This is a genomic window from Mumia xiangluensis (assembly GCF_010994095.1).
GTDB classification, from domain to species: Bacteria; Actinomycetota; Actinomycetes; order Propionibacteriales; family Nocardioidaceae; genus Mumia; species Mumia xiangluensis.
Genome location: NZ_WJYO01000006.1, coordinates 212,940 through 235,407 on the forward strand (window position 1 = coordinate 212,940; position 22,468 = coordinate 235,407).

Below are 22,468 nucleotides of genomic sequence, written 5' to 3' on the forward strand. Positions count from 1 at the left end.
CGAGTGGCGTTACTGTTGACCGATGGTCGATCCGTCGGTCCTCCCCGCATTCGTCGCCGCAGTGCTCGCGGTGACGATCGCTCCTGGACCCGACAACACCTACATCGCCGCGGTGGCCCTCCGGTACGGTCCGCGGGCGGGCGTCGTCTCTGCGCTCGGGATGGCGATCGGCATGGTCGTCCACGTCGCCGCGGCCACCGCCGGGCTCGCCGTCCTCCTCTCGGTCAACCCCGCGCTGATCGTCGCGGTGCAGGTGGTCGGCGCCGGATACCTCGGCTGGCTCGCGGCTGCCACGGTCCGCGAGCTCGGCCGGCCGGTCGCTGCCGCAGAGAGCCCTCGCTCACGCGACGTGCTGCTGCGGGCGGTCGTCACGAACCTGACCAACCCGAAGGTGATCCTGTTCTTCGCCGCGTTCCTGCCGGGCTTCGTCGACGCCGACAACGGCGCGCCGGCGCTCCAGATGCTCACCCTCGGCACGCTCTTCCTGCTCGTCGGGCTCGCGTGCGACGCCACGATCGGCGTCGCCGCAGGGCGCCTAGGACGCACGCTCGACACTCGCGGGCGGGCGGGCACCGCGCTCACGCTGCTCGCCGCCGCCGTGTACGCCGCCCTGGCGGTCCTGCTCCTCGTCGAGGCTCTCCGTACGATCGCGGGGTGAGCGTCCATCCCCTCTGGCGTCCGTTCGAGACGCCCACCCAGGAGCAGACCGACAGCGCTTTCGTCTCGGGCACCGAGCCGCGCGTCGTCGGCGGTCGCGTCGCGGTCGTCGCGTACGACCCTGCCTGGCCGGCGGCGTACGCACGCATCGCCGACGCGATCCATGAGGCCCTCGACGGCCGCGCCATCGCCGTCGCGCACACCGGATCCACGTCCGTGCCGGGCCTGGCGGCGAAGCCGATCATCGACGTCGACCTGATCGTGGCCGACCCTGCCGACGAGCCGTCGTACGTCCCTCCGCTGGAGCGCCTCGGCTACGTCCTGCGGATCCGCGAGCCGTGGTGGGAGCAGCACCGGATGCTGCGGCTCGACGACCCGCTGCAGGTGAACCTCCACGTGTTCGGGCCGGACGCCGCGGAGCCGCGGCGGCACCTGCTGTTCCGCGAACGGCTGCTTGCCGACGACGCCGACCGGACGGCGTACGCGCGTCTCAAGGAGGAGCTCGCGACGAGAGAGTTCGGCACCGTGATGGCGTACAACGCGGCGAAGGCGAGGCTGATCTACGAGATCTACGAGCACGCGTTCGCCGCCGATCCCGACCATCCGCACGATCCGCAGCCGATCGACTAGCACCTCGAGCGCGCCGCGGCTCAGACCGGCAGGAGCCGCCCGACGACCCCGGAGAGCTGATCGACCGTGCGGCACTCGTGCATGTCGACGATCTGCGCGTACGCCGGTGCGACCGAGTCGCCGAGCCCCCATCGGCTCTCGTGCTCGGGGTTGAGCCAGAACGTGCGCCGTGCGCGGCCCACGATGTCGCGCAGCGCGTCCAGGTCGGGATCGAGGTGGTTCGCGCGGGCGTCCCCGAGGATCAGGACGCTCGTGCGGGGCCCGATCACGGCGCCGTACCGGGTGACGAAGGACCGCAGCGCGCGACCATAGTCGCTCGACGCGTGCCAGGGCGCGACGTTCGCGTTCGCCGCGATGCGCTCTGCCAGCGCCGCCGGGTCGGCCTCGCCGCCGGTGACGAGCTCGGTGACCTCGTCGGTGTGGTTCACGAAGGCGAACACCCGCACCTTGCTGAACTGGTCGCGCAGCGCCTGGACGAGCAGCATCGTGAACCCCGCGAATCCTGCGACGGACCCCGACGTGTCGCACAGCAGCACCAGCTCGGGCCTGGCCTTGCGGCGATGCTCGAAGACCGGGTTCAACGGCACGCCGCCGTACGACATGGAGCGCCGCAGCGTCCGCCGGATGTCGACCTGGCCGCGGTTGCGCCGACGCCGTCGTGCGGACAGGCGGGTCGCGAGACGGCGCGCCAGCGGCTGCACCGTGCGCCGCAGCTCCAGCACCTGCTCCCGGCTCGCGGCGAGGAACTCGACCTGGCTCGCGTCCGGGCGGACGGCGTACTTCGCGACACGGTCGCGCCCACGCACCTCCGCCGTACGGCGGCTGGCCTCGGTCTGCACGAGCTCGCGGAACCGCTCGACGTCGCGACGCACCTCGTCACGATCGAGGCGCTCACCGAATCCCGCGGTGCTCCCCCGCTGCGCCAGCGCCCGGACGATCGCGGTCTGGGGGCGCAGCTGCTCGAGGGTCTGCCGTGCCGACCAGCCCGCGCCCGCCGCGCCCGGACCGGAGCCCGCCTGGATCGCGCCGAGCGCATCGACCGCGGCAGCAGCGACGTCCTCGAGCGCCTCGCGCCCGCCCTGCGCCAGCGCCTCGACGAGGTCGTCGCGGACGTCGTCCACACCCCGCGGTCGCGCGGTGGGCGACGCCGTACCGTCGTCGGCGCCGTCCTCGCGGACCGACGTACGGGCGCCGACGGCAGCCGGGAAGTACACGTCGAAGACGGCGTCGAACACCCGGCGCTGCCCCGTACGGCGGATCAGCGCAGCGGCCAGCCCCTCGCGTAGCAGATCACGGTCGGCGAGCGTCAGGACGCCCATGACCTGGGCAGCGTCGACCGTCTCGCTCGTGCCGACGACCATCCCGTGCCCGCGCAGCGCCTCGACCATCGCGACGAGGCGACCCGGGAGCGACCCCGCGCCGCTGTCGCTCGTCGAGACCCTGTCCGTCATCGACGGACGTCCGCCTCGTCGAGCTGCAGGTGCTTGCGTGCTCGGGCCACGTCGTCGGTGTGCTTGAGGAGTACGCCGAGGGTCTCGTCGACGACGGCCTCGTCGAGCGACTCGGCGCCGAGCGCGAGGAGCGTACGAGCCCAGTCGATGCTCTCGGACACCGACGGCGCCTTGCGCAGATCGATGCGGCGCAGCGCGTTGACGACGCGGACCAGCGAGGTCGCCAGGGTGTCGTCCACGCCCGGGACGCGCGAGCGTACGATCCGCTCCTCGAGGTCCGGCTCCGGGAAGTCGATGTGCAGGAACAGGCAGCGCCGGCGCAGCGCCTCGCTCAGCTCGCGGGTGGCGTTCGAGGTGAGCACCGTGAACGGCGCGTGGCGCGCCGTCAGCGTGCCGAGCTCCGGGACCGTGATCGCGTAGTCGCTCAGCACCTCGAGCAGGAGGCCCTCGATCTCGAGGTCGGCCTTGTCGACCTCGTCGATCAGGAGGGTGCTCGGGTCCTCGGATCGGATCGCCTGCAGCAGCGGGCGGGCGAGGAGGAACTCGTCGGTGAAGATGTCGTCACGCGTCGCGTCCCACGTCTCGCCGCGGCCCGAGGTGATGCGCAGGAGCTGCTTGGCGTGGTTCCACTCGTACAGCGCACGTGCCTCGTCGACGCCCTCGTAGCACTGGAGCCGGACGAGCCCGGCGCCCGTCGCCTGCGCCACGGCACGGGCGAGCTCGGTCTTTCCGACGCCCGCGGGTCCCTCGACGAGCAGCGGCTTGTCGAGCCGGTCGGCCAGGAACACCGTGGTCGCGACAGACGGTGATGCCAGGTATCCCTGGGCCGCCAGCTGGTCGGTGACGTCCTCGACGGAGGCGAATCGCTCACTCACGCGCCCCACCCTACGCGGGCGCCGATCACCCACGGGGCGGACGGGGAGGCGGATCTGGAGGGGCGGTCAGAGGAGGTGCGAGAAGGCGTGGATCGTGACGCCCGCGAGCGCGCCGACCACCGTGCCGTTGATCCGGATGAACTGGAGGTCGCGTCCCACGTGCAGCTCGATGCGCCGCGACGCCTCGCGCCCGTCCCACCGGTTCACGGTCTCGGAGATGACCGTGGCGATCTCGCTGCCGTAGTTCGTGACGACGAACGCCGCCGTGTCGCTCGCCATGCGGTCCAGGCGCACCTGCAGCTCTGGCTCGGCGACGATCCGCTCCCCCGTCTCGCACAGGATCGCGACCAGCCGGGTACGGAGCATCCCTGCGGACTCGTCGAGCGAGTCCAAGAGGGCGTGGCGCAGTCCGTTCCACAGCGCGATCGCGACGTCGACGACCTGCGGCTGGGACAGCACCCGCTCCTTGAGCGCCTCTGCCCGTGCCTGCGTCGCAGGATCGTGCTGGAGATCGTCGGCGAGCGTCACCAGGAACGCGTCGAGCGACTGGCGCACCTGGTGCTCGGGATCGGCGCGTACGTCGTCGACCCACGCGAGCGCCTCGCGGTAGAGCCGCGACGAGATCCGGCCGTCGACCCAGTGCGGCGTCCACCACGGAGCCCGGTCGGCGACCATCTCCTCGACCGACTCCTGGTTCTCGAGGAGCCACCGATGGAGCTCCTCGACGCCGATGTCGACCAGGCCGTGGTGTGCGCCGTCGCGGACGATCTCGCCGAGCGCCTGCCCCGCAGCGGGGCTGAGCTCCTCGGCCTTGAGCCGCGGCACGACGACCTCGCGGACGATCGCCGCCACGTCCTCGTCGCTGATCCGCGAGAGGCCGTCGCGCAGGACGCGCGAGCCGATGTCGACGACCCGGCGGGCGTGCGCAGGATCGGCGATCCAGCGGCCGATCCGCAGGCTGATCCTGGCGGACTCCACGCGCTCGCGGACGACGGCCTCGTTGAGGAAGTTGTCGGTCACGAACTCCTGGAGACTCACGCCGAGCGCGTCCTTGCGCTTCGGGATCAGCGCCGTGTGCGGGATCGGCAGGCCCAGCGGGTGCTTGAAGATCGCGGTCACGGCGAACCAGTCGGCGAGGGCACCGACCATCGCGGCCTCGGCGCCGGCGTTGACGTAGCCGAGCGCGCCGCTCTCGCCGTACGTGAGTGCGTACACGATGGCCGCGATGACCAGCAGTCCCGACGCGAGGGTACGCATCTGCCGCAGGCCGCGTCGTCGTACGGCGTCCGAACCACCGAGGGACTCCGGAACGGTGAAGCCGATGGTCCGCAACTCGCTCACGCGGGAAGCCTAGCGGGACGATGGCGGGCAGTCCGGAGGCCGCGATCGCCCTAGACTCCGACCATGACCTTCAACGAGGGGGCGGACCTCGACACGAGCCAGGTCCGCAGCGGTGGTTCCAGTCGCACGGGTGTCGCGATCGGCGGCGGTGCCGGCGGCATCATCCTGCTCATCATCGGCCTCCTCCTCGGGGTCAACCCGTTCGAGCAGGGAGGGACGTCGAGCGCGTTCGACCCCTCGCAGATCCAGCAGGCCGGCACGAGCGAGCTCGACCTCTCGCAGTGCAAGACCGGCGCCGACGCCAACCGGGACGACGTCTGCCGCGTGGTCGGCACCGTGAACAGCGTCCAGGACTACTGGCGCGAGGCGCTCCCGGCCGACGCGAACCGCCAGTACCGCGACGCGTACACGGTGATCTACTCCGGCCAGACCCAGTCGGCCTGCGGCACGGCGAGCAACGCGGTCGGCCCGTTCTACTGCCCGACCGACGAGCAGGTCTACATCGACGCGTCCTTCTTCGACGACCTGACGAGCCGGTACGGCGCGGACGGCGGCGCGCTCGCCCAGATGTACGTGGTCGCCCACGAGTACGGCCACCACGTCCAGAACATCCTCGGCGTCCTCCAGTACGCGCAGCAGGACCGCCAGGGTGCGACGTCCGGCGCGGTCCGGGTCGAGCTGATGGCGGACTGCCTTGCCGGTGTGTGGGCGAACCACGCCTCGACGACCGAGGACGCGGACGGCACGACGCTGATCCAGCCGCTCACCGAAGCCGACATCGAGTCGGCGCTGTCGGCGGCGGCCGCGGTCGGCGACGACCGCATCCAGGAGTCGACGACCGGTCGCGTGAATCCCGAGAGCTGGACGCACGGGTCGTCGGAGCAGCGGCAGCGGTGGTTCATGACCGGTTACGAGTCGGGCAACCTGAACTCCTGCGACACGCTGTCCGCCCAGCAGCTCTGATCGTGAGAGTCGCGTTCCCCGGCCCGCTGGTCCCTGCGCCGTCGCCGGTCGCCGCCCCTCAGCGCCGCCTGCTCGGCGTCGAGGTCTGGATCGTCCTCCTGATCTCGCTGCTTCAGTCGGCGATCTACGCGTCGGTCTCCCTGGTCGCGAAGCTCACCCGGGGTCCGCTCTCGGACCAGACCGCGACGCTCAACGCCTCGCGCAGCGACAGGTCGTGGCTCGACCTGACCTACCAGCTCCTCGGTATCGGGTTCGCACTGATGCCTGTCGTGCTGGTGCTCTACCTCCTCGTCCGGTCGAGCGACGCGCCGCGCCGGGTGCTCGGTATCGGGCGCGGCTCAGCCGTGGGCGACGCGGGCTGGGGCATCGGCCTCGCGGCGCTCATCGGGCTTCCGGGTCTGGCGTTCTACTTCATCGGCCGCGCCCTCGGCATCACGGCCACGATCGTCCCGAGCGCCCTCGACGACCACTGGTGGCGCGTGCCCGTCCTCATCGCCTCGGCCCTGATGAACTCGGTCCTCGAGGAGGTCATCGTCGTCGGCTACCTCATGTGGAGGCTGACGCAGCTCGGCTGGGGACGCTGGCACGTCCTGGCGGCGAGCGCGGCGCTGCGTGGATCGTACCACCTCTACCAGGGGATCGGCCCGGCGATCGGCAACGCGGTGATGGGTATCGTGTTCGGGTACTTCTACCAGCGGACAGGGCGCATCGTGCCGCTGGTGATCGCCCACGCGATCCTCGACATCGTCGCGTTCGTCGGGTACGCCCTGCTCAAGGATGCGCTCAACCTGCCTTAGGGGTTCTCGGATGACGGTCGGCGACCTGCGTACGCGCCTGCGTGAGGTGACGCTGCGCGACGAGAGTCGGCTGCGCCGGAGCCTGGACCGGGCAGCGTCCCAACGCGACGCCGCACACCGCGCCGCGCAGCTGACCGACGTCGAGAAGCAGATCGTCGCAGCAGAAGCCCGGGTGGCACGTCGTACGGCGTCGGTGCCGGCGCTCGAGTACCCGCCGGAGCTGCCGGTCTCGGAACGCCGCGACGACATCGCCGCCGCGCTCGCCGAGCACCAGGTGATCGTGGTCGCCGGCGAGACCGGCTCCGGCAAGACGACGCAGCTGCCGAAGATCGCCCTCGGCCTCGGCCGCGGCGTGCGCGGGACCATCGCCCACACGCAGCCGCGGCGCATCGCGGCCCGCAGCGTCGCGGCCCGGGTCGCCGAGGAGACGAAGACGACGCTCGGCGAGGCGGTCGGCTACGCCGTACGGTTCGACGACCGCTCCAGCCGCGACACGCTCGTGCGGGTGATGACGGACGGCGTGCTCCTCGCGGAGATCCACGACGACCCGCTGCTGCTGCGCTACGACACGGTGATCGTCGACGAGGCGCACGAGCGGTCGCTGACGATCGACTTCCTGCTCGGCTACCTCCGTAGGCTCCTCCCCCGTCGCCCCGACCTCAAGGTCGTGATCACGTCGGCGACGATCGACCCGGAGCGCTTCGCCGAGCACTTCGCCGACGCCGACGGGCGACCCGCGCCGATCATCGAGGTCAGCGGGCGGACGTACCCGGTCGAGGTCCGCTACCGGCCGCTCACCGAGCGGGCTGACGGCGACGTCCTCGCGGCGATCGGGGACGCCGTCGACGAGCTCGGGCGCGAGTCCGACGGGGACGTGCTCGTGTTCCTGTCCGGCGAGCGCGAGATCCGCGACACGGCCGACATGCTGCGGGACCGCAAGCTCAGACGGACCGAGATCCTCCCCCTGTACGGGCGGCTGTCCGCGGCCGAGCAGCACAAGGTCTTCGAGGCGCACACGGGCCGGCGCGTCGTCCTCGCGACGAACGTCGCCGAGACCTCGCTGACGGTCCCCGGGATCCGCTACGTCGTCGACCCGGGCACTGCTCGCATCTCGCGCTACAGCCAGCGCCTGAAGGTCCAGAGACTCCCCATCGAGCCGATCTCGCAGGCGAGCGCGAACCAGCGGGCCGGCCGCTCCGGCCGTACGTCCGACGGCATCTGCATCCGCCTCTACGCCGAGGACGACTACGACGCGCGGCCGGAGTTCACCGACCCGGAGATCCTCCGCACCAACCTCGCGTCGGTGATGCTCCAGATGGCGTCGCTCGACCTCGGGCCGGTCGAGGACTTCCCGTTCCTGGACCCGCCGGACCAGCGGGCGGTCCGCGACGGGGTCGGGCTGCTCGAAGAGCTCGGCGCACTCACCGCGGGCGCGAAGGGCATGCGCAGCTCCCTCACCGAGGTCGGGCGCCAGGTCGCCGCGTTCCCGCTCGACCCACGGCTCGCCCGGATGCTCGTCGCGGCGTCGTCGTACGGTGTGCTCCGCGAGATGCTCGTGATCGTCTCCGCGCTGTCGATCCAGGACCCGCGCGAGCGCCCGCTCGAGGCGCAGCAGCAGGCCGACGCGAAGCACGCGCGGTTCACCGACCCGACGTCTGACTTTCTCGCCTACCTCAACCTGTGGAACTTCCTCCGCGAGCAGCGCCGCGAGCTGTCCGGCAACGCGTTCCGGCGGATGGTCCGCGAGGACTACCTGCACTTCCTGCGGATCCGCGAGTGGCAGGACGTGCACGCGATGCTGCGCGACCAGTGCAAGGGGATGGGCCTGGACCTCAACAGCACGCCCGCGGACCCGGACCGCATCCACGCGGCGGCGCTCGCCGGACTGCTGTCGCACATCGGCCTGCGCGAGGGCGAGACCCGTGACTACCTCGGCGCGCGCGGCGCACGGTTCGCGATCTTCCCCGGCTCGGGTCTCGCCAAGAAGCCGCCGCAGTGGGTCGTCGCCGCCGAGCTCGTCGAGACCTCTCGTCTCTGGGCGCGCACGGCCGCGAAGGTCGAGCCCGCGTGGATCGAGCAGGAGGCCGCACACCTGCTCAAGCGCAGCTACTCGGAGCCGCACTGGTCACGGCGCCGCGGCGCGGTGATGGCGCACGAGCGGGTCACCCTGTACGGCGTCCCCGTGGTTGCCGACCGCCTCGTGTCCTACGGCAAAGTCGACGTCGAGGTCGCCCGTGAGATCTTCATCCGGCACGCGCTCGTGCAGGGCGAGTGGAGCACCCACCACCCGTTCTGGAAGCGCAACGCCGACGTCATCGCCGAGATCGAACAGCTCGAGGACAAGGTCCGCCGCCGCGACATCCGCGTCGACGACGAGGCACTCTTCGCGTTCTACGACGAGCGGGTCGGCCCGGGTGTGGTCTCCGTACGCCACTTCGACTCGTGGTGGAAGAAGGCGCGCCACCGCACGCCCGACCTCCTCGACCTCACCCCCGACGACCTCGTCCGCGACGACGCCGGCGACGTCGCGCTCGAGGCGTACCCGACGACGTGGGAGTCCGCGGGACTCGAGCTCCCGCTCTCGTACGCCTTCGAGCCCGACAGCGAGGTCGACGGCGTGACCGTCGACGTCCCGCTCGAACGCCTCGCCGACCTCGACGAGACGGCCTTCCTGTGGGGCGTGCCCGGCTATCGCGAAGAGCTCGTCACCGCACTGCTGCGCGGGCTGCCGAAGCAGGTCAGGCGGAGCTTCGTGCCCGCCCCGGACGTCGCCCGCCGCCTTCTCGCACTGCCGCTGGACAGCTCCAAGCCGGTCGTGGACGCCATGTCCGAGGGACTGCGCGCGCTGACCGGGCACGTCGTGAAGCCGGAGACCTTCGACCTCGCGGGCGTGCCCAAGCACCTCCGCGTGACCTTCCGCGTCCTCGACGGCGATGCCGAGGTGGCACGCGGCAAGGACCTCGACAGTCTTCGCACCGAGCTGCGCCCCCGCCTCGGACGAACCATCGCCGCCGCGTCGAGCAGCATCGAGCGCGACGGCATCATGACGTGGGACGTCGGGACGATCCCCACCGAGGTCACGTCGATGAGCCGCGGGCACGAGGTCACCGCCTACCCGGCCCTCGTCGACCGCGGCACCCACGTCGACCTGCGCGTGTTCGCGTCGCCGCTGCACGCGGAGATCGCGTCGCGTGAGGGCGTACGGCGGTTGCTGGCGCTCAACGTGCCCTCCCCAGGTGCCCAGGTCGCCAAGGACCTCGGCACCCGTGCGCTGCTCGTGCTCGCCGGCGCTCCGTACCCGAGCACGTCGCTGCTCATGCTCGACTGCGTCCTCGCCGGCATCGACGCCGTCACCGGCCGTGCGCCGGTGCGTGACGCGGAGACCTTCGGGCGGCTCCGCGAGAAGGTCCGGGCCGAGCTGTACACACAGACCTTCGCCGTCGCCCGCGAGGTCGAGCGGGTCATCGCCGACCTCGGCAGCCTCCGCAGCGACCTCGACCGCTACCGAGGAAGCAAGCCGGAGATCGTGCGCGACATCGAGGTCCAGCTGTCGTGGCTGGTCTACGACGGGTTCGTCTCCGAGACCGGGCTCGACCAGCTGCGGCACCTGCCGCGCTACCTCCGCGCGGCGTCGCACCGGCTCCAGCACGGAGACGACCGGACCGAGGCCGAGCAGCGTCACACGGTGCAGGACCTGGAGGCGCGCTTCTACGAGGTCGTCGAGCAGCTCCCCGACGTCGAGCGACGCTCGGACGCTGTCGTCGAGGCCCGGTGGGCGCTCGAGGAGCTTCGCGTCGGCACGTTCGCGCAGCGGCTCCGCACCGCGGTGTCCGTCTCGCCCAAGCGCGTCACGAAGCTGATCGACGCGATCGGCTAGCTGTCTGGCCGGTTGAGCGTGCGCAGCCCGAGTCGAAGCCCCTCGACGGGGCGCAGCGCCTTCCGGTGGTTTCGACTCGCTGCGCTCGCTCAACCAGCGGGAGAAAAGAGCGCTCGCTCAACCAGCGGGAGCGGGAGAAGACCGCTCGCTCAACCAGCGGGAGCGGGAGAAGAACGCTCGCTCAACCAGCGGGAGAAGACCGCTCTCGCTCCCGGATCGGGCTCAGCCGATCTCGATCGACTCCTTCGAGTACGCGGACGCGACCGGCTGCGCGTCACCCAGCGGGCGGGCGAGCGGGACCGACGTCTTCGCGGCGACGACCGCACCAGGCTCGCAGCCCTCCTGCTGACCGATCACGATGGTGACGCGCACCTCGTCCTCGTCACGCTGCGACGCGTAGCCGGCGAGGGCCTCGCAGGCGGCGTCGCTCGCCTCGAAGGCGACGTCCACCGCGCGTGCGTCGGGCCGGCCGGTGACCTCGGTGACCTTCGCCGTACGGAACTCCTCCCACGACGTGTCGATCATCGTGAGGCCGTCCAGCTCTCCGAGGCTGCTCAACGACGGCGGCGCCGCCGTGGTCGGGCCGGACGACGGTGAGTCGTCATCTCCGGAGCAGCCGGACAGGGTGAGCAGCACGGCGATCGCACCGCCCAACGCCGGGGCAGCACGGAGAGGAGAACGTCCCGAGAAGATGCTCATCGCCTCCCACCGTACCGGCGGACCCCTCAGAACCCTGTGACACCGCCGGGTCGGACGCATACTGGACCATGGCCATCTGGGTACGCGAGGCCAACGCCGCCTCGATGTCGGAGCTGCGTGTGCACCGAGTCCCGCAGCGGGTGCGCGCGTCGGTGGACGGTGCGACGATCGTTGACACGACGTCGGCGGTGCTCGTCTGGGAGCCGCGGCGCGTGGTCGCCTCGTACGCGGTTCCCGTCAGCGACCTCGCGGCGTCGCTCGAGCCGCCGAGCAGCCACGAGGCGCACGAGCACGCGGTGCGCATGGACGCGGGTATGCCGCCCGTCCTCGACCCGAGCAGCGGGTTCGGCGTCCACACGACCGCCGGCTCCGCGTACGACGTACGGACCGCTTCGCGCAGCCTTCCCGGCGCGGCGTTCGCGCCGGACGACCCCGCGCTGCGTGACCACGTCGTCCTCGACTGGGCAGCGTTCGACGCCTGGTTCGAGGAGGACGAGGAGATGGTCGGGCACCCGCACGACCCGTTCTCCAGGATCGACTGCCTGCGCAGCTCACGGCACGTCGTGATCTCCGTGGACGGGCAGGTGCTCGCCGACAGCCGGCGGCCGGTGATGCTGCTGGAGACGTGGCTGCCCGTCCGCTACTACCTGCCGTGGGAGGACGTGAGCCAGGATCTGCTGACGCCGACGGAGACGACGTCGGTCTGCGCCTACAAGGGCACCGCTGCGTACTGGTCCGCCACGACCGAGGCCAAGACCCATCGCAACATCGCGTGGTCGTACGCCGAGCCCCGCCACGACGCACTGCCTGTCCGGGACCTGGTCGCGTTCTTCGACGAGCGTGTCGACCGCGTCGTCGACGGCGTGCCGCTGGACCGGCCGGTCACGCCGTGGTCCTGACCGGGCGCCGCACGGGCACCCGGTCAGGTTCGGAGACGGCGGGTCAGCCGACGCCCAGCAGGTCGATGACGAAGATCAGCGGCTCGCCCGAGAGGGGGTGACCGCCACCGGGAGGGCCATAGGCCTTGTGGGGCGCGATGTTGAGCTGGCGCCGGCCCCCGACCTTCATGCCGGGAATCCCTTCCTGCCATCCCTGGATCAGCCCCTGCAGCGGGAACCGGATCGACTCGCCGCGGTTCCAGGAGGCGTCGAACTCGGCTCCGTCACGGAACTTGACGCCGACGTAGTGGACGGTCACATAGTCGCCCGGCTTGGCTTCCTCGCCGGTGCCCACCACGATGTCGAGGATGTCGAGATCCGCGGGCTCGTCGCCCTCGGGGAACTCGATGACTGGCTTCTCGAGATTGCTCATGCCCCTACCATCCCAGATCCTTGCCGGACCGCGTGTCGACGCTGGGCCGCTCGAGACCGGCGTTCAGGCGGCCGAGGAGCGACGCGAGAGTGTCGAGGTCTTCCACGGTCCAGTCCTCGACCGCCTGGGCGAGCTTGGCGCGCCGCATCGCCCTGACCTCGCTCAGGCGTTCGCGTGCGATCGCGGTCAGCGAGATCAACCGGGCGCGCCCGTCGGTCGGGTCCGGGTCGCGCTCCACCAGGCCGAGCCGCTCGAGCTGCGCGACGCTGCGGCTCACCGTCGACTTGTGGACGCTGATCGTCTCGGCGAGGTCGGACCCGCGGATGCCCTGCGCGAGACCCGGTCGTGCGTCGACGATGGCGATCAGCAGGAGGTACGAGGCGAAGTCGAGGTCGGGGTGGATGTGCGAGATCGTGCCCAGACCGCGGAGCCGCGAGCGCCGCAGGAGTCGCGTGATCTCGTACTCGACGTCTTGGTCGACGTCCGAGGACGGCTGCTGGGGCGTGGTCGTCATAGGGCCAGCTCCGGTTCGATACGGGAAGGGGTCCACGTCCGTTGGACGCGGGCTGCCCACGCGGTCAGGGCAAGACTAGCGAGCAGATAGCCCCCGAGTACGGCGACATCACCAGGGACCGGCCCGAGCGACGCCCCGTACATCAGATGTCGCATGCCCTCGATCGCGTAGCTCATCGGCATCAGGTGGTGCACCACCTGCAGCGGCTCGGGCAGCGTCTGCCACGGGAAGGTCCCGCCCGCGCTGACCAGCTGGACGACCAGGAGCACGAGACCGATCAGCTGCCCGACCGCGCCGAGCCACACGTTGAGCGCGTGGACGATCGCGACGAAGCACGCCCCCACGAGCAGGAGGAACAGCGCGACCTTCAAGGCGTTCACGAAGTCGATCCCGACCGCGAGCCGGATGATGCCGAGCATGACGAGGACCTGGAACGCGCTCAGCAACGCGGGCGTGAACCATCCCGCGAGCGCCACGAGGGCCGGGGACCGTCGCGCTGCCAGCCCGCGACGGGACAGCGGGCGGACGATCAGGAACATCACGTACGCCCCGATCCAGGCCGCCAGGCCCATGAAGAACGGTGCGAGCCCACCGCCGTACGACCCCGCGTCCGCCTGCGACACGTTCTTCGTCGTCACGGGCGACGCGAGCGTCTGCGCCATGTCCTCGCGGTCGTCGTCGGCGAGATCAGGCACCTGGCCGAGCCCCGAGCGGAGGCCGTCCGCGAGGCTCTTCGCGCCGTCGTGCGCCTCATCGATCCCGGTCGCCAGAGTCCCGGACCCTTCCTCGAGCTGCGAGGCGCCGCGCGCCGCTGTGCGCTGCGCCTCGACCAGCCGGCTGCTCCCGCTGCGGGCGGCATCGAGGCCGCCTGCGAGCGTACGAGTCCCGTCGCGCAGCTCGACGCTGCCGTCGTGCGCCTCGGTGATGCCTCGGACCAGTGGCCGCGACGCCTGGTGGAGGCGACGCGCCCCGTCCGCGACCTGGTCGGAGCCGTCTCGAAGGCGATCGAGGTCACGCACGACGCCGTCGATCTGGTCGTGCGCGTCCTCGAGCGGCTCGCGCAACGTGTCGAGGTTCGCGATCACCTCCTGCTGCTGCGCGGGGGTCAGCCCGAGGGCAGGGTCGGCCAGCTGGGTCACGATCTCGGCGCGCACGGTGTCGAGGCTGTCCTCGAGGTCGTCGGCGACGTCACCGACCTCGTCACCGACCTCGGCGAGCCGGGCGTTCCCGTCCGCCACCTGACGAGCGCCCTGCGAGAGCGCCTTCGTCTGCGACGGGAGGGCGGTCGTGCGCGACTCGAGCGTCCCGAGACCCGACGCGAGCGTCGCGGCACCGGTCGCGAGCCGCCCGGCACCCGCGTCGGCCTCGGCGACGCCGTCGGCGAGCTCCTCCTGACCGTTGACCAGGCTCCGTTCGCCGCTGGCGAGCCGGGCGGCCCCGTCGTGCAGCGTGTCGGCCCCCGACGCGGCCTCGGACAGCCCGTTCGTCAGCTCGGTGACGCCGTCCGCTGCGCGCTTCAGCTGGTCGTGCAGGGTGGAGTAGCCGAGCAGGAAGGTCGACGCAGCCTGCTCGCTCACCCGCTCGGCGATGGAGCCGCTGACCCGGAGGAGGAGCTGGTCCGCGATCGTGTGCGCGAGATAGTTGTTGGCGTCGTTCGTCGTCAGGACGAGGGTTCCGCGCTCGGGCTCGAAGTCCGAGGTGGAGGCGAGTGCTGACGAGAAGTCCTCCGTGATGGTCAACGAGAAGCTGTAGGTGCCGTCCCTGACCCCCGCCTCGGCCTCGGCGTCGCTGACGCGGTGCCAGGTGAACGTCCCGTCCGCCACGAGGTCGTCCGCTACCTCGTTGCCGACGTCGATCGTCTCTCCCTGCGCGGTCTTCGCCGGACGGTCGTCGACGACGAGCGCTGCGTCGAGCGACGCCAGCCGTGCGTACGGGTCGTGGTTCGCCCACAGGTAGAAGCCGGCGTACAGCGACGGGATCAGCACGAGCGCGAGGATCGCCAGCCGCGGTAGGCGACCGGTGGTGAGGCGGCGGACCTCGGTCCACGCCATCCGGAGCGCGGCGGTCATGCCACCCCCATCCGGGCCGTCTCCACGTCCAGGCCCATCGCCGTGTTCCCCATCAGCTGGAGAACCACGGCGTACCCGGCCTCGGCCAGGCTGTCGGCGACATCGGAGCAGTGGCGCGCGGTGGCGCCGTACCGGTCCGGGCACACCAGCACGAGCCCTTCGACACCGGGCCTGATGGCGGCGAGTTCGGCGAAGAGGCTGATCCGGATGTCACCGGGCACCTCGGCGACCCGGGTCTGCGCCAGGTGCGAGACACCGCGCGAGTGCAGGTAGCGAGTGATGGCCCGGGGCGTGTTCGACGCGTGCGCGTACGCCAGCTCCTCCCCCACCGCCGTCCCGAGCGGGACGGCCTCCTCGGGCTCGGAGACGCCGGGGCAGTCCACGACTGCGACGACCTCCGGGATCCGATCCGGTCGGGACTCGCCGTCGAGCCGCACGCGCCCGGTCGTCGGCACGAGCCGCCCGGCGAGGACCAGCGCGAGCGCCACGTGCCCCGATCCCGGCGGCCCCGCGACCACCGTCACCTCTCCCGAGCGCGCCGTCACCGACGTCGGCTCGAGCATCATCCCGTGCGTGGCCCTGACCGCCACGCCACGTGCCTCCAGCTCCACCCAGACCACCTCCGGTGTACGTCCGCGTACCTCCGGTATAGGTGATCACGGCACCGACCGCCGGGAGGACCGGTGCCGCACGACGCAAGGGTTTCCGTGGCGGCGCACACAGCGAACAGCCCCGGCGGGAGGCCGGGGCTGTTCGTTGCCACCTGTCGTGGCACCCGTGTCGAGAGCCGGGGGCGGGGTCTCGACACGGAGTCACCGCGTCGTCGAGCGTGGTCCGCGGGACGTCAGCGCAGCTCCGCCGACGTGAGACCGAGGACCCGGCGCGCGACGATCAGCTGCTGGATCTGCTGAGTGCCCTCGAAGATGTCGAGGATCTTGGAGTCGCGCGCCCACTTCTCGAGGAGCTCGTCCTCGCCGTACCCGAGCGTCCCGGCGAGCTCGACGCACCGCAGCGTGATCTGGTTGCCGACGCGGCCGGCCTTGGCCTTCGCCATCGACGCCTCGAGGGAGTTGGGGAGGCGGTTGTCCGCCATCCAGGCGGCCTCGAGGGTGAGCAGCTGTGCTGCCTCCCAGTCGGCCTCCATCTGCAGGAACGTCGCCGCCGCTGCGGACTGCGCCAGGATCGGCCGGTCGTAGTCGATCTCGACGCCGGCCTCCTCGAGGAGCTCGCGGGTCCGGTCGAGCGCGGCGCGGGCACAGCCGACGGCCATCGCGGCCACCAGCGGCCGCGTGTTGTCGAAGGTCTGCATCACGCCGGCGAACCCCTTGTCGGCGTGGACCTCCGGGTCGCCGAGGAGGTTCTCGGCGGGGACCCTGCAGTTGTCGAGCACGATCGTCGCCGTGTCCGACGACTTGATGCCGAGCTTGTGCTCGAGCCGCTCGACACGGATCCCGGGGAGCGACTTCGGGACGACGAACGACTTGATCGCAGCACGCCCGAGGGCCTTGTCGAGGGTCGCCCACACCACCACCGCATCACTGCGGTCACCGGAGGTGACGAAGATCTTCTCGCCGTTGAGGACGTACTCGTCACCGTCCTTGACCGCCGTGGTCGTGATCGCGGCCGAGTCCGACCCGCAGTCGGGCTCGGTGATCGCCATCGACGCCCACATGCCCTTGAAGCGCTGGAGCTGCTCGTCGGTCGCCACCGAGGCGATCGCGGAGTTGCCGAGGCCCTGGCGCGGCATCGAGAGCGTGAGCCCCACGTCGCCCCAGCAGGTCTCGATCACCGACAGCACCGACGACATGTTGGAGCCGTTGCGGACTCCCTCGCCGTCGTCGGACGAACGGCGTACGCCGGTGGCGCCGGCCCCCTGCCCCTCCCCTGAGTCGCTCATGCCGTCGACGACGGCGGCGAGCATGTCGAGCTCCTTCGGGTACGCGTGCTCGGCGAGGTCGTACTTGCGGGAGTTGGCCCGCAGGAACTCCGTCGCGACGCGGTTCGCCTGCTCGACGAACGTCCTGAACTTCTTCGGCGTCTCGAGATTGATCATGAGTGCTCTCTCCTCCTGCAGCCTCCTCAGACGAGGAGGCCGCCCTCCATGACGCCGACGGCCCGCAGGTCCCTGTACCAGCGCTCGACGGGGTGCTCCTTGGTGAACCCGTGCCCGCCGAGAAGCTGGACGCCGTCCGTGCCGGCCTTCATGCCGTACTCGGAGCACAGGCGTCGCGCCAGCGCAGACTCCCGGGCGAACGACTTGCCGAGATCCGCTCGCGAGGCGGCGCGCAGCGTCGCGAGCCGCGCACCCTCGAGCTCGATCGCCATGTCGGCCACGGTGAACGCCACGCTCTGGCGGTACGCGACGGGCTCGCCGAACGCCTTGCGCTCCTTCACGTAGGGCGTGACGTAGTCGAGGACCGCCCGCATCGCGCCGAGCGACAGGCTGCTCCAGGCGATCCTGGCCAGCCGGACGCTGTCGGCGTAGCCGTCGACGCTCTCGGGCAGCAGCGCCTCGGGAGCGACCGAGACGCCGTCCAGGACGAGGCGCGACAAGGCGGCGGAGCGCAGACCCATCGACGAGTCGACCTCGATCGCGAGGCCCGCGGTGTTCGACTCCAGGACGAAGAGCCCCGGCCGGCCGTCGTCGAGGCGCGCCGCGACGACGAACAGCTCGGCAGACGTGCCCCGGATGACGCCGGACTTCACCCCGTCGAGGACGTAGCCCCCGGGGACCTTGCGCGCGGTCGTCCGCAGCGCGAACGGGTCGAACAAGGGGTGCGGCTCGGCGACGGCGAGCGCGGCCGCCGGCACGTCGGAGCCCGTGAACGCGGGGACGTACGTCGCCTGCTGGGCGCTGTCGCCCCACAGCGCGATCGCGGTGGCGACCGACCCGGGCGCGAGCAGCGCGGCGGCGATGCCCATGTCACCGCGGCCGAGGGCCTCGGCGACCAGGGCGCCGGTCGTCGCCGAGCGCTCCGCGTCCAGGCCACCGAGCTCCTCGGGGAGACCCGTGAGCGTCAGCCCCAGCTCGTATGCCTGGGCGAACAGCTCGGTCGGCGTCTCCAGGACCTCCTCGGCCTTCTCGACCGCCGGGCGGACGACGTCGGCGGCGAAGTCGGAGACGACCGCGACCATCATCTGCTGGTCCTCGGTCGGCGTCAGGTCGAACACCCCGGTCGCGGAGACCGGCGCCGGGCGCACGGCGGTGCCGCGGCCGGGCATCCGCTTGAAGCCTCGGCTCACGGCGGCCGCCGTACGGAAGCCGACGCGCGCGCCGTGGTAGGCGACGCTCTCGGAGGGCCCCCGCAGGTTGAGTCGATCGAGAACCGGCATCGAGGCGATGCGGTTGAGGACGGCGAGACCCTTGCTCATCGGGTCTCGCCGCGCAGAGTGCGCTGTCACAGCGTCTCCTCGTGGTCGTGGAAAACAGTACCTGCTCCTACTGTAACTGGGAGTTGCACTCTTGGGCACCCATCGGGCGAAAACAGTGTCGGATACCCTTCGAAGCAGCGATCGTCGGCCGACAAAGCGCTTGAAGGAGCCCCTTTTGTCCGTCTCCATGCCCTCCGGAGGAAACGCACGCCCGATCACCCGCTGGGGTGAGCCGGTCATGCACCGCAAGCTCCAGCCCGTGACGGAGTACGACGCCGACCTCGAGGCGCTCGTCGCGGACATGTTCGCCACGATGTACGCCGCCGACGGCGCCGGGCTCGCCGCCAACCAGATCGGGGTCGACCTCCAGGTCTTCGTGTTCGACTGCACGGACGGTGACAACAAGCGGGTCGCGGGAGTCGTCTGCAACCCCGTGCTCACCCTCCCGGTGACCGGCGACCGGAACCTCGACGACAGCGAGGAGGGCTGCCTCTCGCTCCCCGGCGCCTACACGTGGTGCGCGCGCCCCGACTGGGCGCGCGTCGACGGCACCGACCACACGGGTGCCCCGGTGACCTACGTCGGCGAGGGCGGCACGCTCGCGCGTTGCCTGCAGCACGAGACCGACCACCTGATGGGCACCGTCTTCGGCGACCGCGTCCCAGCCCGCGCTCGCAAGAAGCTCTACAAGCAGGCCGAGGCCATCGCCGAGGACTACCCGAGCGACTGGCCCGCCGTCGCGCGCATCAGCTCCGCGCACGACCTCTGAGCGCCTGCTGCTGGTCGAGCAGCCCGAGCCGCGTCACCCACCGCTGGTCGAGTAGCCCGAGCCGCGTCACCCGCCGCTGGTCGAGTAGCCCGAGCCCCTGGGCGAGGGCGTATCGAGACCCGGTCTCGATCGCTTCGCGCCTCGACCACCGGGCGAAACCGCCCCGTCACCCACCGCTGATCGAGCAGCCCGAGCCCCCGGGCGAGGGCGTATCGAGACCCGGTCTCGATCGCTTCGCGCCTCGACCACCGGGGGACACCGCCGCGTCACCCACCGCTGGTCGAGTAGCCCGAGCCCCCGGGCGAGGGCGTATCGAGACCCGGTCTCGATCGCTTCGCGCCTCGACCACCGGGGGACACCGCCGCGTCACCCGCCGCTGGTCGAGTAGCCCGAGCCCCCGGGCGAGGGCGTATCGAGACCCGGTCTCGATCGCTTCGCGCCTCGACGACCGGGCGAAACCGCCCCGTCACCCGCCGCTGATCGAGCAGCCCGAGCCCCCGGGCGAGGGCGTATCGAGACCCGGTCTCGATCGCATCGCGCCTCGACCACCGGGCGAAACCGCCGCGGCCGCCGGGCGGGTCTCAGCCGCCCAGCGCCCAGCACGCCACCGCAGTCGCGGCCGCGACGTTGAGGGAGTCGATGTCGGCCGCCATCGGGATGGTCACGCGAACGTCGGCGCTGCGGCTCCAGTGCGGCGACAGACCGTGCCCCTCGGCGCCGACCATCAGCGCGACCTTCTCCCCCAGGTCAGGCGTGCCCGCGAGCTCACGCAGGTCGCGGGCGTCCTCGGACAGGGTCATCGCGAGGCTCGTCCAGCCGTGCTCCCGGAGCAGCTCCGGGAACGCGTACCAGTCGTCGACACGGGCGTACGGCAACCAGAAGACCGACCCCATCGACACCTTGATCGCCCGCCTGTAGAGCGGGTCGGCGCACCGCGGCGACAGGATCACCGCGTCGAACCCGAGCGCGGCGACGCTGCGGAAGACGGCCCCGACGTTGGTGTGGTCCATCAGATCCTCGGCGACGACGATCCGGCGAGCGCGGTCGAGCACCTCGGCGACCGTCGGGACCGGCGCGCGGTAGAGGCTCGCGAGCGCCCCGCGGTGCACGTGGAACCCGGTGACGCTCTCGATCTCGGACTCCGGCATCACGTAGACGGGCGCGTCCGTCCCCTCCAGGACGTCGGCGAGCGTCTCGAGCCACCGCGGCGCCATCAGGAACGACCGAGCCCGATGACCGGACTCGAGCGCGCGGCGCACGACCTTCTCGCCCTCGGCGATGAAGACGCCGCGCTCGGCCTCGAGGAGCTTGCGCAGCTGGACATCGCGGAGGTCGACGTAGTCGCGCAGACGAGGGTCCGCCGCATCGTTGATCGAGACCGTGTCGATCGGGACGACCTCAGCCATCGATCGGCGACCGTAGCGCCTCGAGCAGCCGGTCACGGGTGCGGCGGGACCGCTCCGGGTCACGGTTGGCGAGCACGGCCACCGTGGTCTCCTGGTGGTGTCCGACTGCGGGAGTCCAGGCCGTACCGAGCGGGGCGTCGTCTGCGCGGACGCAGAAGATGCGCGCCGCGGTGGCCTCCTCGAGCACGGCAGCGTTGACGGCGGGGCGGTCCGTGGACGCCATCGCGTACCAGGCGGCGGACAGGTCCCCCGGGGCGTACTCGCGCTCGAGCAGGGTCACCGTGCCGGCGTTCGCCGCCTCGCGGACCGCCGGATCGACCTCGGGCGACACGACCGTCACGGCCGCGCCGGCGTCGATGAACGCCTGCAGGCGGCGGGCGGCGACCCGGCCGCCCCCGACGATCACCACGCGGCGGCCGGCGAGGATCAGGCCGGACGGGTACGGCGGGTGCGACAGTCCGGGTCCGTGGTTCACGACTCGATGCTAGCGCCGCCGCGCGGTACCGTCGGTCCCCACCGGTCAACCCCGCGAAGGAGCCTCGATGACCCTCGAACGACGGACCGCCCCCAACCCGTACGACTACCTGCCGCCCGTGCCGTCCTTCACGCTCACGAGCACCGACGTCACCGACGGCGCTCCGCTGGGTGACGCGCAGGTCCACGCGAAGGGCAACACCTCGCCCCAGCTGTCGTGGGAGGGCTTCCCCGAGGAGACGAAGAGCTTCGTGGTGACGTGCTTCGATCCCGACGCGCCCACGCCGTCGGGCTTCTGGCACTGGGTCCTCGTCGACGTCCCCGCCGACGTGACCTCGCTGGACGCCGGCGCAGGCTCAGGCACCGACCTGCCAGGCAAAGCGTTCCACGTCCGCACCGACTTCGGCACCGCCGACTTCGGCGGCGCAGCACCGCCGGAGGGCGACGTGCCGCACCGGTACTACTTCGTGGTGCACGCCGTCGGCGAAGACACCCTGGGCGTCGACGAGAGCGTCAGCCCTGCCGTGGTCTCGTTCAACCTCGCGTTCAAGACACTGGCGCGGGCGACACTTCTCGGGACGTACCAGCACTGATCAGCAGCTCGCAGTCGTCGATGGCGTCGGCAAGCATCTGGTGAAGCACCGTGTCCGAGTCGGTGCACACGGAGCGTACGACGCCGTCGACGCTGTTGAGCACGATCCGCGGCGCTGCCCGGCGCGCGAAGTGCTTCGGGTGCGTCGTGAGCCCTCGACGGAAGCCGCGCGCCCACTGCTCGGCGGCGGGTGCCTGGGCGAACGCGTCACCGATCAGCGGCTCGAACTCCTCCGGGAGCGTGAGCTCGTTGTCCTCCAGATAGCGCTCGACGGCCAGCAGACCCACGGCGAGCGCACGTTGGTGAGCACGTGGCGACAGCGGCAGCGCGATCGTCGCCGTACGGATGCAGATGGCAGCGTGGATGCGCGGGTCCGGGCTGTTGAGCCCGACCACCCGCGGCACCAGCTCGACCATCGACCGTCGCGTCACGTCGCTGACGTTGTCGTTCACCAGCCGCGCAAGGCCGGCGAGGAGCGGATGGGTGCAGGCAGGCTGGTCACTCCATCGCTCACCGGCGAGATACGACGCGAACTCCATGAAGCACGCCCCCTTGCGGGGGTTGCGGTGCTTCCCGGGCGAGAGCACGGGGACGAGCTCGGGGACGCTGCTAGACCTCATGGCGGCCTCCTGGGGAGGGCTGGGCTATGACCTTCCCCTCAGTGTGCGCCG

Annotated in this window: 21 protein-coding genes; 8 read left to right on the plus strand and 13 right to left on the minus strand. The window is 71.4% G+C overall.

Features of this window, described 5'->3' with window-relative positions:
- The first annotated feature begins 22 nt into the window (after positions 1 to 22).
- Both GH747_RS18725 and GH747_RS18730 read left to right on the plus strand, forming a co-directional pair.
- Positions 23 to 658: a LysE family translocator gene (locus GH747_RS18725; protein ID WP_149771149.1), complete on the plus strand. Its 636-nt coding sequence runs from the start codon at positions 23 to 25 to the stop codon at positions 656 to 658.
- A complete protein-coding gene (locus tag GH747_RS18730) occupies positions 655 to 1,287 on the plus strand; it encodes a GrpB family protein (RefSeq protein ID WP_149771150.1) in 633 nt (210 codons plus the stop codon). Before GH747_RS18725 ends, GH747_RS18730 begins: the two co-directional genes overlap by 4 nt.
- Before the next feature lie 20 nt (positions 1,288 to 1,307).
- Here the strand turns inward: GH747_RS18730 and GH747_RS18735 are convergent, their stop codons facing one another.
- The 3 genes from GH747_RS18735 to GH747_RS18745 all read right to left on the minus strand — a co-directional run bounded on the left by GH747_RS18735 (position 1,308) and on the right by GH747_RS18745 (position 4,954).
- A complete protein-coding gene (locus GH747_RS18735; RefSeq protein WP_149771151.1) occupies positions 1,308 to 2,738 on the minus strand; it encodes a VWA domain-containing protein in 1,431 nt (476 codons plus the stop codon).
- Positions 2,735 to 3,613 carry an AAA family ATPase gene (locus GH747_RS18740; protein WP_149771152.1) on the minus strand — a complete coding sequence of 293 codons (879 nt, stop codon included), beginning with the start codon at positions 3,611 to 3,613 and terminating at the stop codon, positions 2,735 to 2,737. Before GH747_RS18740 ends, GH747_RS18735 begins: the two co-directional genes overlap by 4 nt.
- A gap of 66 nt (positions 3,614 to 3,679) precedes the next feature.
- A complete protein-coding gene (locus GH747_RS18745; protein ID WP_228553000.1) occupies positions 3,680 to 4,954 on the minus strand; it encodes a DUF445 domain-containing protein in 1,275 nt (424 codons plus the stop codon).
- Positions 4,955 to 5,017: 63 nt separating this feature from the next.
- Here GH747_RS18745 and ypfJ point away from each other — a divergent pair, with 63 nt between their 5' ends.
- From ypfJ to hrpA, 3 genes are read left to right on the plus strand one after another with little or no spacing between them, the layout of a single operon-like run.
- The gene (gene ypfJ, locus GH747_RS18750; protein WP_149771153.1) at positions 5,018 to 5,917 is read left to right on the plus strand and encodes a KPN_02809 family neutral zinc metallopeptidase; all 900 of its coding nucleotides are present in this window, start codon (positions 5,018 to 5,020) and stop codon (positions 5,915 to 5,917) included.
- 2 nt (positions 5,918 to 5,919) lie between these two features.
- Entirely contained in the window at positions 5,920 to 6,714 is a 795-nt protein-coding gene (locus GH747_RS18755; protein WP_228553001.1) for a CPBP family intramembrane glutamic endopeptidase, read from the plus strand.
- 10 nt (positions 6,715 to 6,724) lie between these two features.
- A complete protein-coding gene (gene hrpA / locus GH747_RS18760; RefSeq protein ID WP_205603020.1) occupies positions 6,725 to 10,591 on the plus strand; it encodes an ATP-dependent RNA helicase HrpA in 3,867 nt (1,288 codons plus the stop codon).
- A 222-nt stretch (positions 10,592 to 10,813) separates the two neighbouring features.
- On the opposite strand, the gene GH747_RS18765 is transcribed toward hrpA, so the two are convergent.
- Complete coding sequence (locus tag GH747_RS18765) at positions 10,814 to 11,290, minus strand: hypothetical protein (protein ID WP_149771155.1); 477 nt, start codon at positions 11,288 to 11,290, stop codon at positions 10,814 to 10,816.
- Between the two features lie 68 nt (positions 11,291 to 11,358).
- On the opposite strand from GH747_RS18765, the gene GH747_RS18770 reads away from it, so the two are divergent.
- Positions 11,359 to 12,189 carry a DUF427 domain-containing protein gene (locus tag GH747_RS18770; protein ID WP_149771156.1) on the plus strand — a complete coding sequence of 277 codons (831 nt, stop codon included), beginning with the start codon at positions 11,359 to 11,361 and terminating at the stop codon, positions 12,187 to 12,189.
- 43 nt (positions 12,190 to 12,232) lie between these two features.
- Here the strand turns inward: GH747_RS18770 and GH747_RS18775 are convergent, their stop codons facing one another.
- The 6 genes from GH747_RS18775 to GH747_RS18800 form a co-directional block, all read right to left on the minus strand.
- Positions 12,233 to 12,601, minus strand: a complete 369-nt coding sequence (locus tag GH747_RS18775; protein WP_149771157.1) for an FKBP-type peptidyl-prolyl cis-trans isomerase — start codon at positions 12,599 to 12,601, stop codon at positions 12,233 to 12,235.
- A 4-nt stretch (positions 12,602 to 12,605) separates the two neighbouring features.
- Complete coding sequence (locus GH747_RS18780; protein ID WP_149771158.1) at positions 12,606 to 13,115, minus strand: MarR family winged helix-turn-helix transcriptional regulator; 510 nt, start codon at positions 13,113 to 13,115, stop codon at positions 12,606 to 12,608.
- On the minus strand, positions 13,112 to 15,184 hold the full coding sequence (locus tag GH747_RS18785; RefSeq protein ID WP_149771159.1) for a YhgE/Pip domain-containing protein: 2,073 nt from the start codon (positions 15,182 to 15,184) through the stop codon (positions 13,112 to 13,114). Before GH747_RS18785 ends, GH747_RS18780 begins: the two co-directional genes overlap by 4 nt.
- Complete coding sequence (locus GH747_RS18790) at positions 15,181 to 15,774, minus strand: ATP-binding cassette domain-containing protein (RefSeq protein WP_163695782.1); 594 nt, start codon at positions 15,772 to 15,774, stop codon at positions 15,181 to 15,183. The genes GH747_RS18785 and GH747_RS18790 overlap by 4 nt, the downstream gene beginning before the upstream one ends.
- A 254-nt stretch (positions 15,775 to 16,028) precedes the next feature.
- Positions 16,029 to 17,237: an acyl-CoA dehydrogenase family protein gene (locus GH747_RS18795; RefSeq protein ID WP_149771161.1), complete on the minus strand. Its 1,209-nt coding sequence runs from the start codon at positions 17,235 to 17,237 to the stop codon at positions 16,029 to 16,031.
- A gap of 26 nt (positions 17,238 to 17,263) precedes the next feature.
- The gene (locus GH747_RS18800) at positions 17,264 to 18,586 is read right to left on the minus strand and encodes an acyl-CoA dehydrogenase family protein (RefSeq protein WP_228553002.1); all 1,323 of its coding nucleotides are present in this window, start codon (positions 18,584 to 18,586) and stop codon (positions 17,264 to 17,266) included.
- A 157-nt stretch (positions 18,587 to 18,743) separates the two neighbouring features.
- Here GH747_RS18800 and def point away from each other — a divergent pair, with 157 nt between their 5' ends.
- Complete coding sequence (gene def / locus GH747_RS18805; RefSeq protein ID WP_149771162.1) at positions 18,744 to 19,325, plus strand: peptide deformylase; 582 nt, start codon at positions 18,744 to 18,746, stop codon at positions 19,323 to 19,325.
- 581 nt (positions 19,326 to 19,906) lie between these two features.
- Here the strand turns inward: def and GH747_RS18810 are convergent.
- Both GH747_RS18810 and GH747_RS18815 read right to left on the minus strand, forming a co-directional pair.
- Entirely contained in the window at positions 19,907 to 20,731 is an 825-nt protein-coding gene (locus GH747_RS18810) for a TrmH family RNA methyltransferase (protein WP_149771163.1), read from the minus strand.
- Positions 20,724 to 21,206, minus strand: coding sequence for a precorrin-2 dehydrogenase/sirohydrochlorin ferrochelatase family protein (locus GH747_RS18815; RefSeq protein WP_149771164.1), 483 nt, complete (start codon positions 21,204 to 21,206; stop codon positions 20,724 to 20,726). The genes GH747_RS18810 and GH747_RS18815 overlap by 8 nt, the downstream gene beginning before the upstream one ends.
- 67 nt (positions 21,207 to 21,273) lie before the next feature.
- Here GH747_RS18815 and GH747_RS18820 point away from each other — a divergent pair, with 67 nt between their 5' ends.
- Positions 21,274 to 21,798 carry a YbhB/YbcL family Raf kinase inhibitor-like protein gene (locus tag GH747_RS18820; RefSeq protein WP_149771165.1) on the plus strand — a complete coding sequence of 175 codons (525 nt, stop codon included), beginning with the start codon at positions 21,274 to 21,276 and terminating at the stop codon, positions 21,796 to 21,798.
- Here the strand turns inward: GH747_RS18820 and GH747_RS18825 are convergent.
- A complete protein-coding gene (locus tag GH747_RS18825; protein WP_149771166.1) occupies positions 21,752 to 22,417 on the minus strand; it encodes a hypothetical protein in 666 nt (221 codons plus the stop codon). The genes GH747_RS18820 and GH747_RS18825 overlap by 47 nt on opposite strands.
- Between the last annotated feature and the right edge of the window lie 51 nt (positions 22,418 to 22,468).

What these genes read in the sequence shown, in the direction of transcription:
- GH747_RS18725 (WP_149771149.1), top strand. Translation starts at nt 23, where the DNA reads ATGGTCGATCCGTCGGTCCTCCCCGCATTCGTCGCCGCAGTGCTCGCG.
- GH747_RS18735 (WP_149771151.1), bottom strand. Translation starts at nt 2,738, where the DNA reads ATGACGGACAGGGTCTCGACGAGCGACAGCGGCGCGGGGTCGCTCCCG.
- ypfJ (WP_149771153.1), top strand. Translation starts at nt 5,018, where the DNA reads ATGACCTTCAACGAGGGGGCGGACCTCGACACGAGCCAGGTCCGCAGC.
- hrpA (WP_205603020.1), top strand. Translation starts at nt 6,725, where the DNA reads ATGACGGTCGGCGACCTGCGTACGCGCCTGCGTGAGGTGACGCTGCGC.
- GH747_RS18765 (WP_149771155.1), bottom strand. Translation starts at nt 11,290, where the DNA reads ATGAGCATCTTCTCGGGACGTTCTCCTCTCCGTGCTGCCCCGGCGTTG.
- GH747_RS18770 (WP_149771156.1), top strand. Translation starts at nt 11,359, where the DNA reads ATGGCCATCTGGGTACGCGAGGCCAACGCCGCCTCGATGTCGGAGCTG.
- GH747_RS18775 (WP_149771157.1), bottom strand. Translation starts at nt 12,601, where the DNA reads ATGAGCAATCTCGAGAAGCCAGTCATCGAGTTCCCCGAGGGCGACGAG.
- GH747_RS18780 (WP_149771158.1), bottom strand. Translation starts at nt 13,115, where the DNA reads ATGACGACCACGCCCCAGCAGCCGTCCTCGGACGTCGACCAAGACGTC.
- GH747_RS18785 (WP_149771159.1), bottom strand. Translation starts at nt 15,184, where the DNA reads ATGACCGCCGCGCTCCGGATGGCGTGGACCGAGGTCCGCCGCCTCACC.
- GH747_RS18795 (WP_149771161.1), bottom strand. Translation starts at nt 17,237, where the DNA reads ATGATCAATCTCGAGACGCCGAAGAAGTTCAGGACGTTCGTCGAGCAG.
- def (WP_149771162.1), top strand. Translation starts at nt 18,744, where the DNA reads ATGCCCTCCGGAGGAAACGCACGCCCGATCACCCGCTGGGGTGAGCCG.
- GH747_RS18810 (WP_149771163.1), bottom strand. Translation starts at nt 20,731, where the DNA reads ATGGCTGAGGTCGTCCCGATCGACACGGTCTCGATCAACGATGCGGCG.
- GH747_RS18820 (WP_149771165.1), top strand. Translation starts at nt 21,274, where the DNA reads ATGACCCTCGAACGACGGACCGCCCCCAACCCGTACGACTACCTGCCG.
- GH747_RS18825 (WP_149771166.1), bottom strand. Translation starts at nt 22,417, where the DNA reads ATGAGGTCTAGCAGCGTCCCCGAGCTCGTCCCCGTGCTCTCGCCCGGG.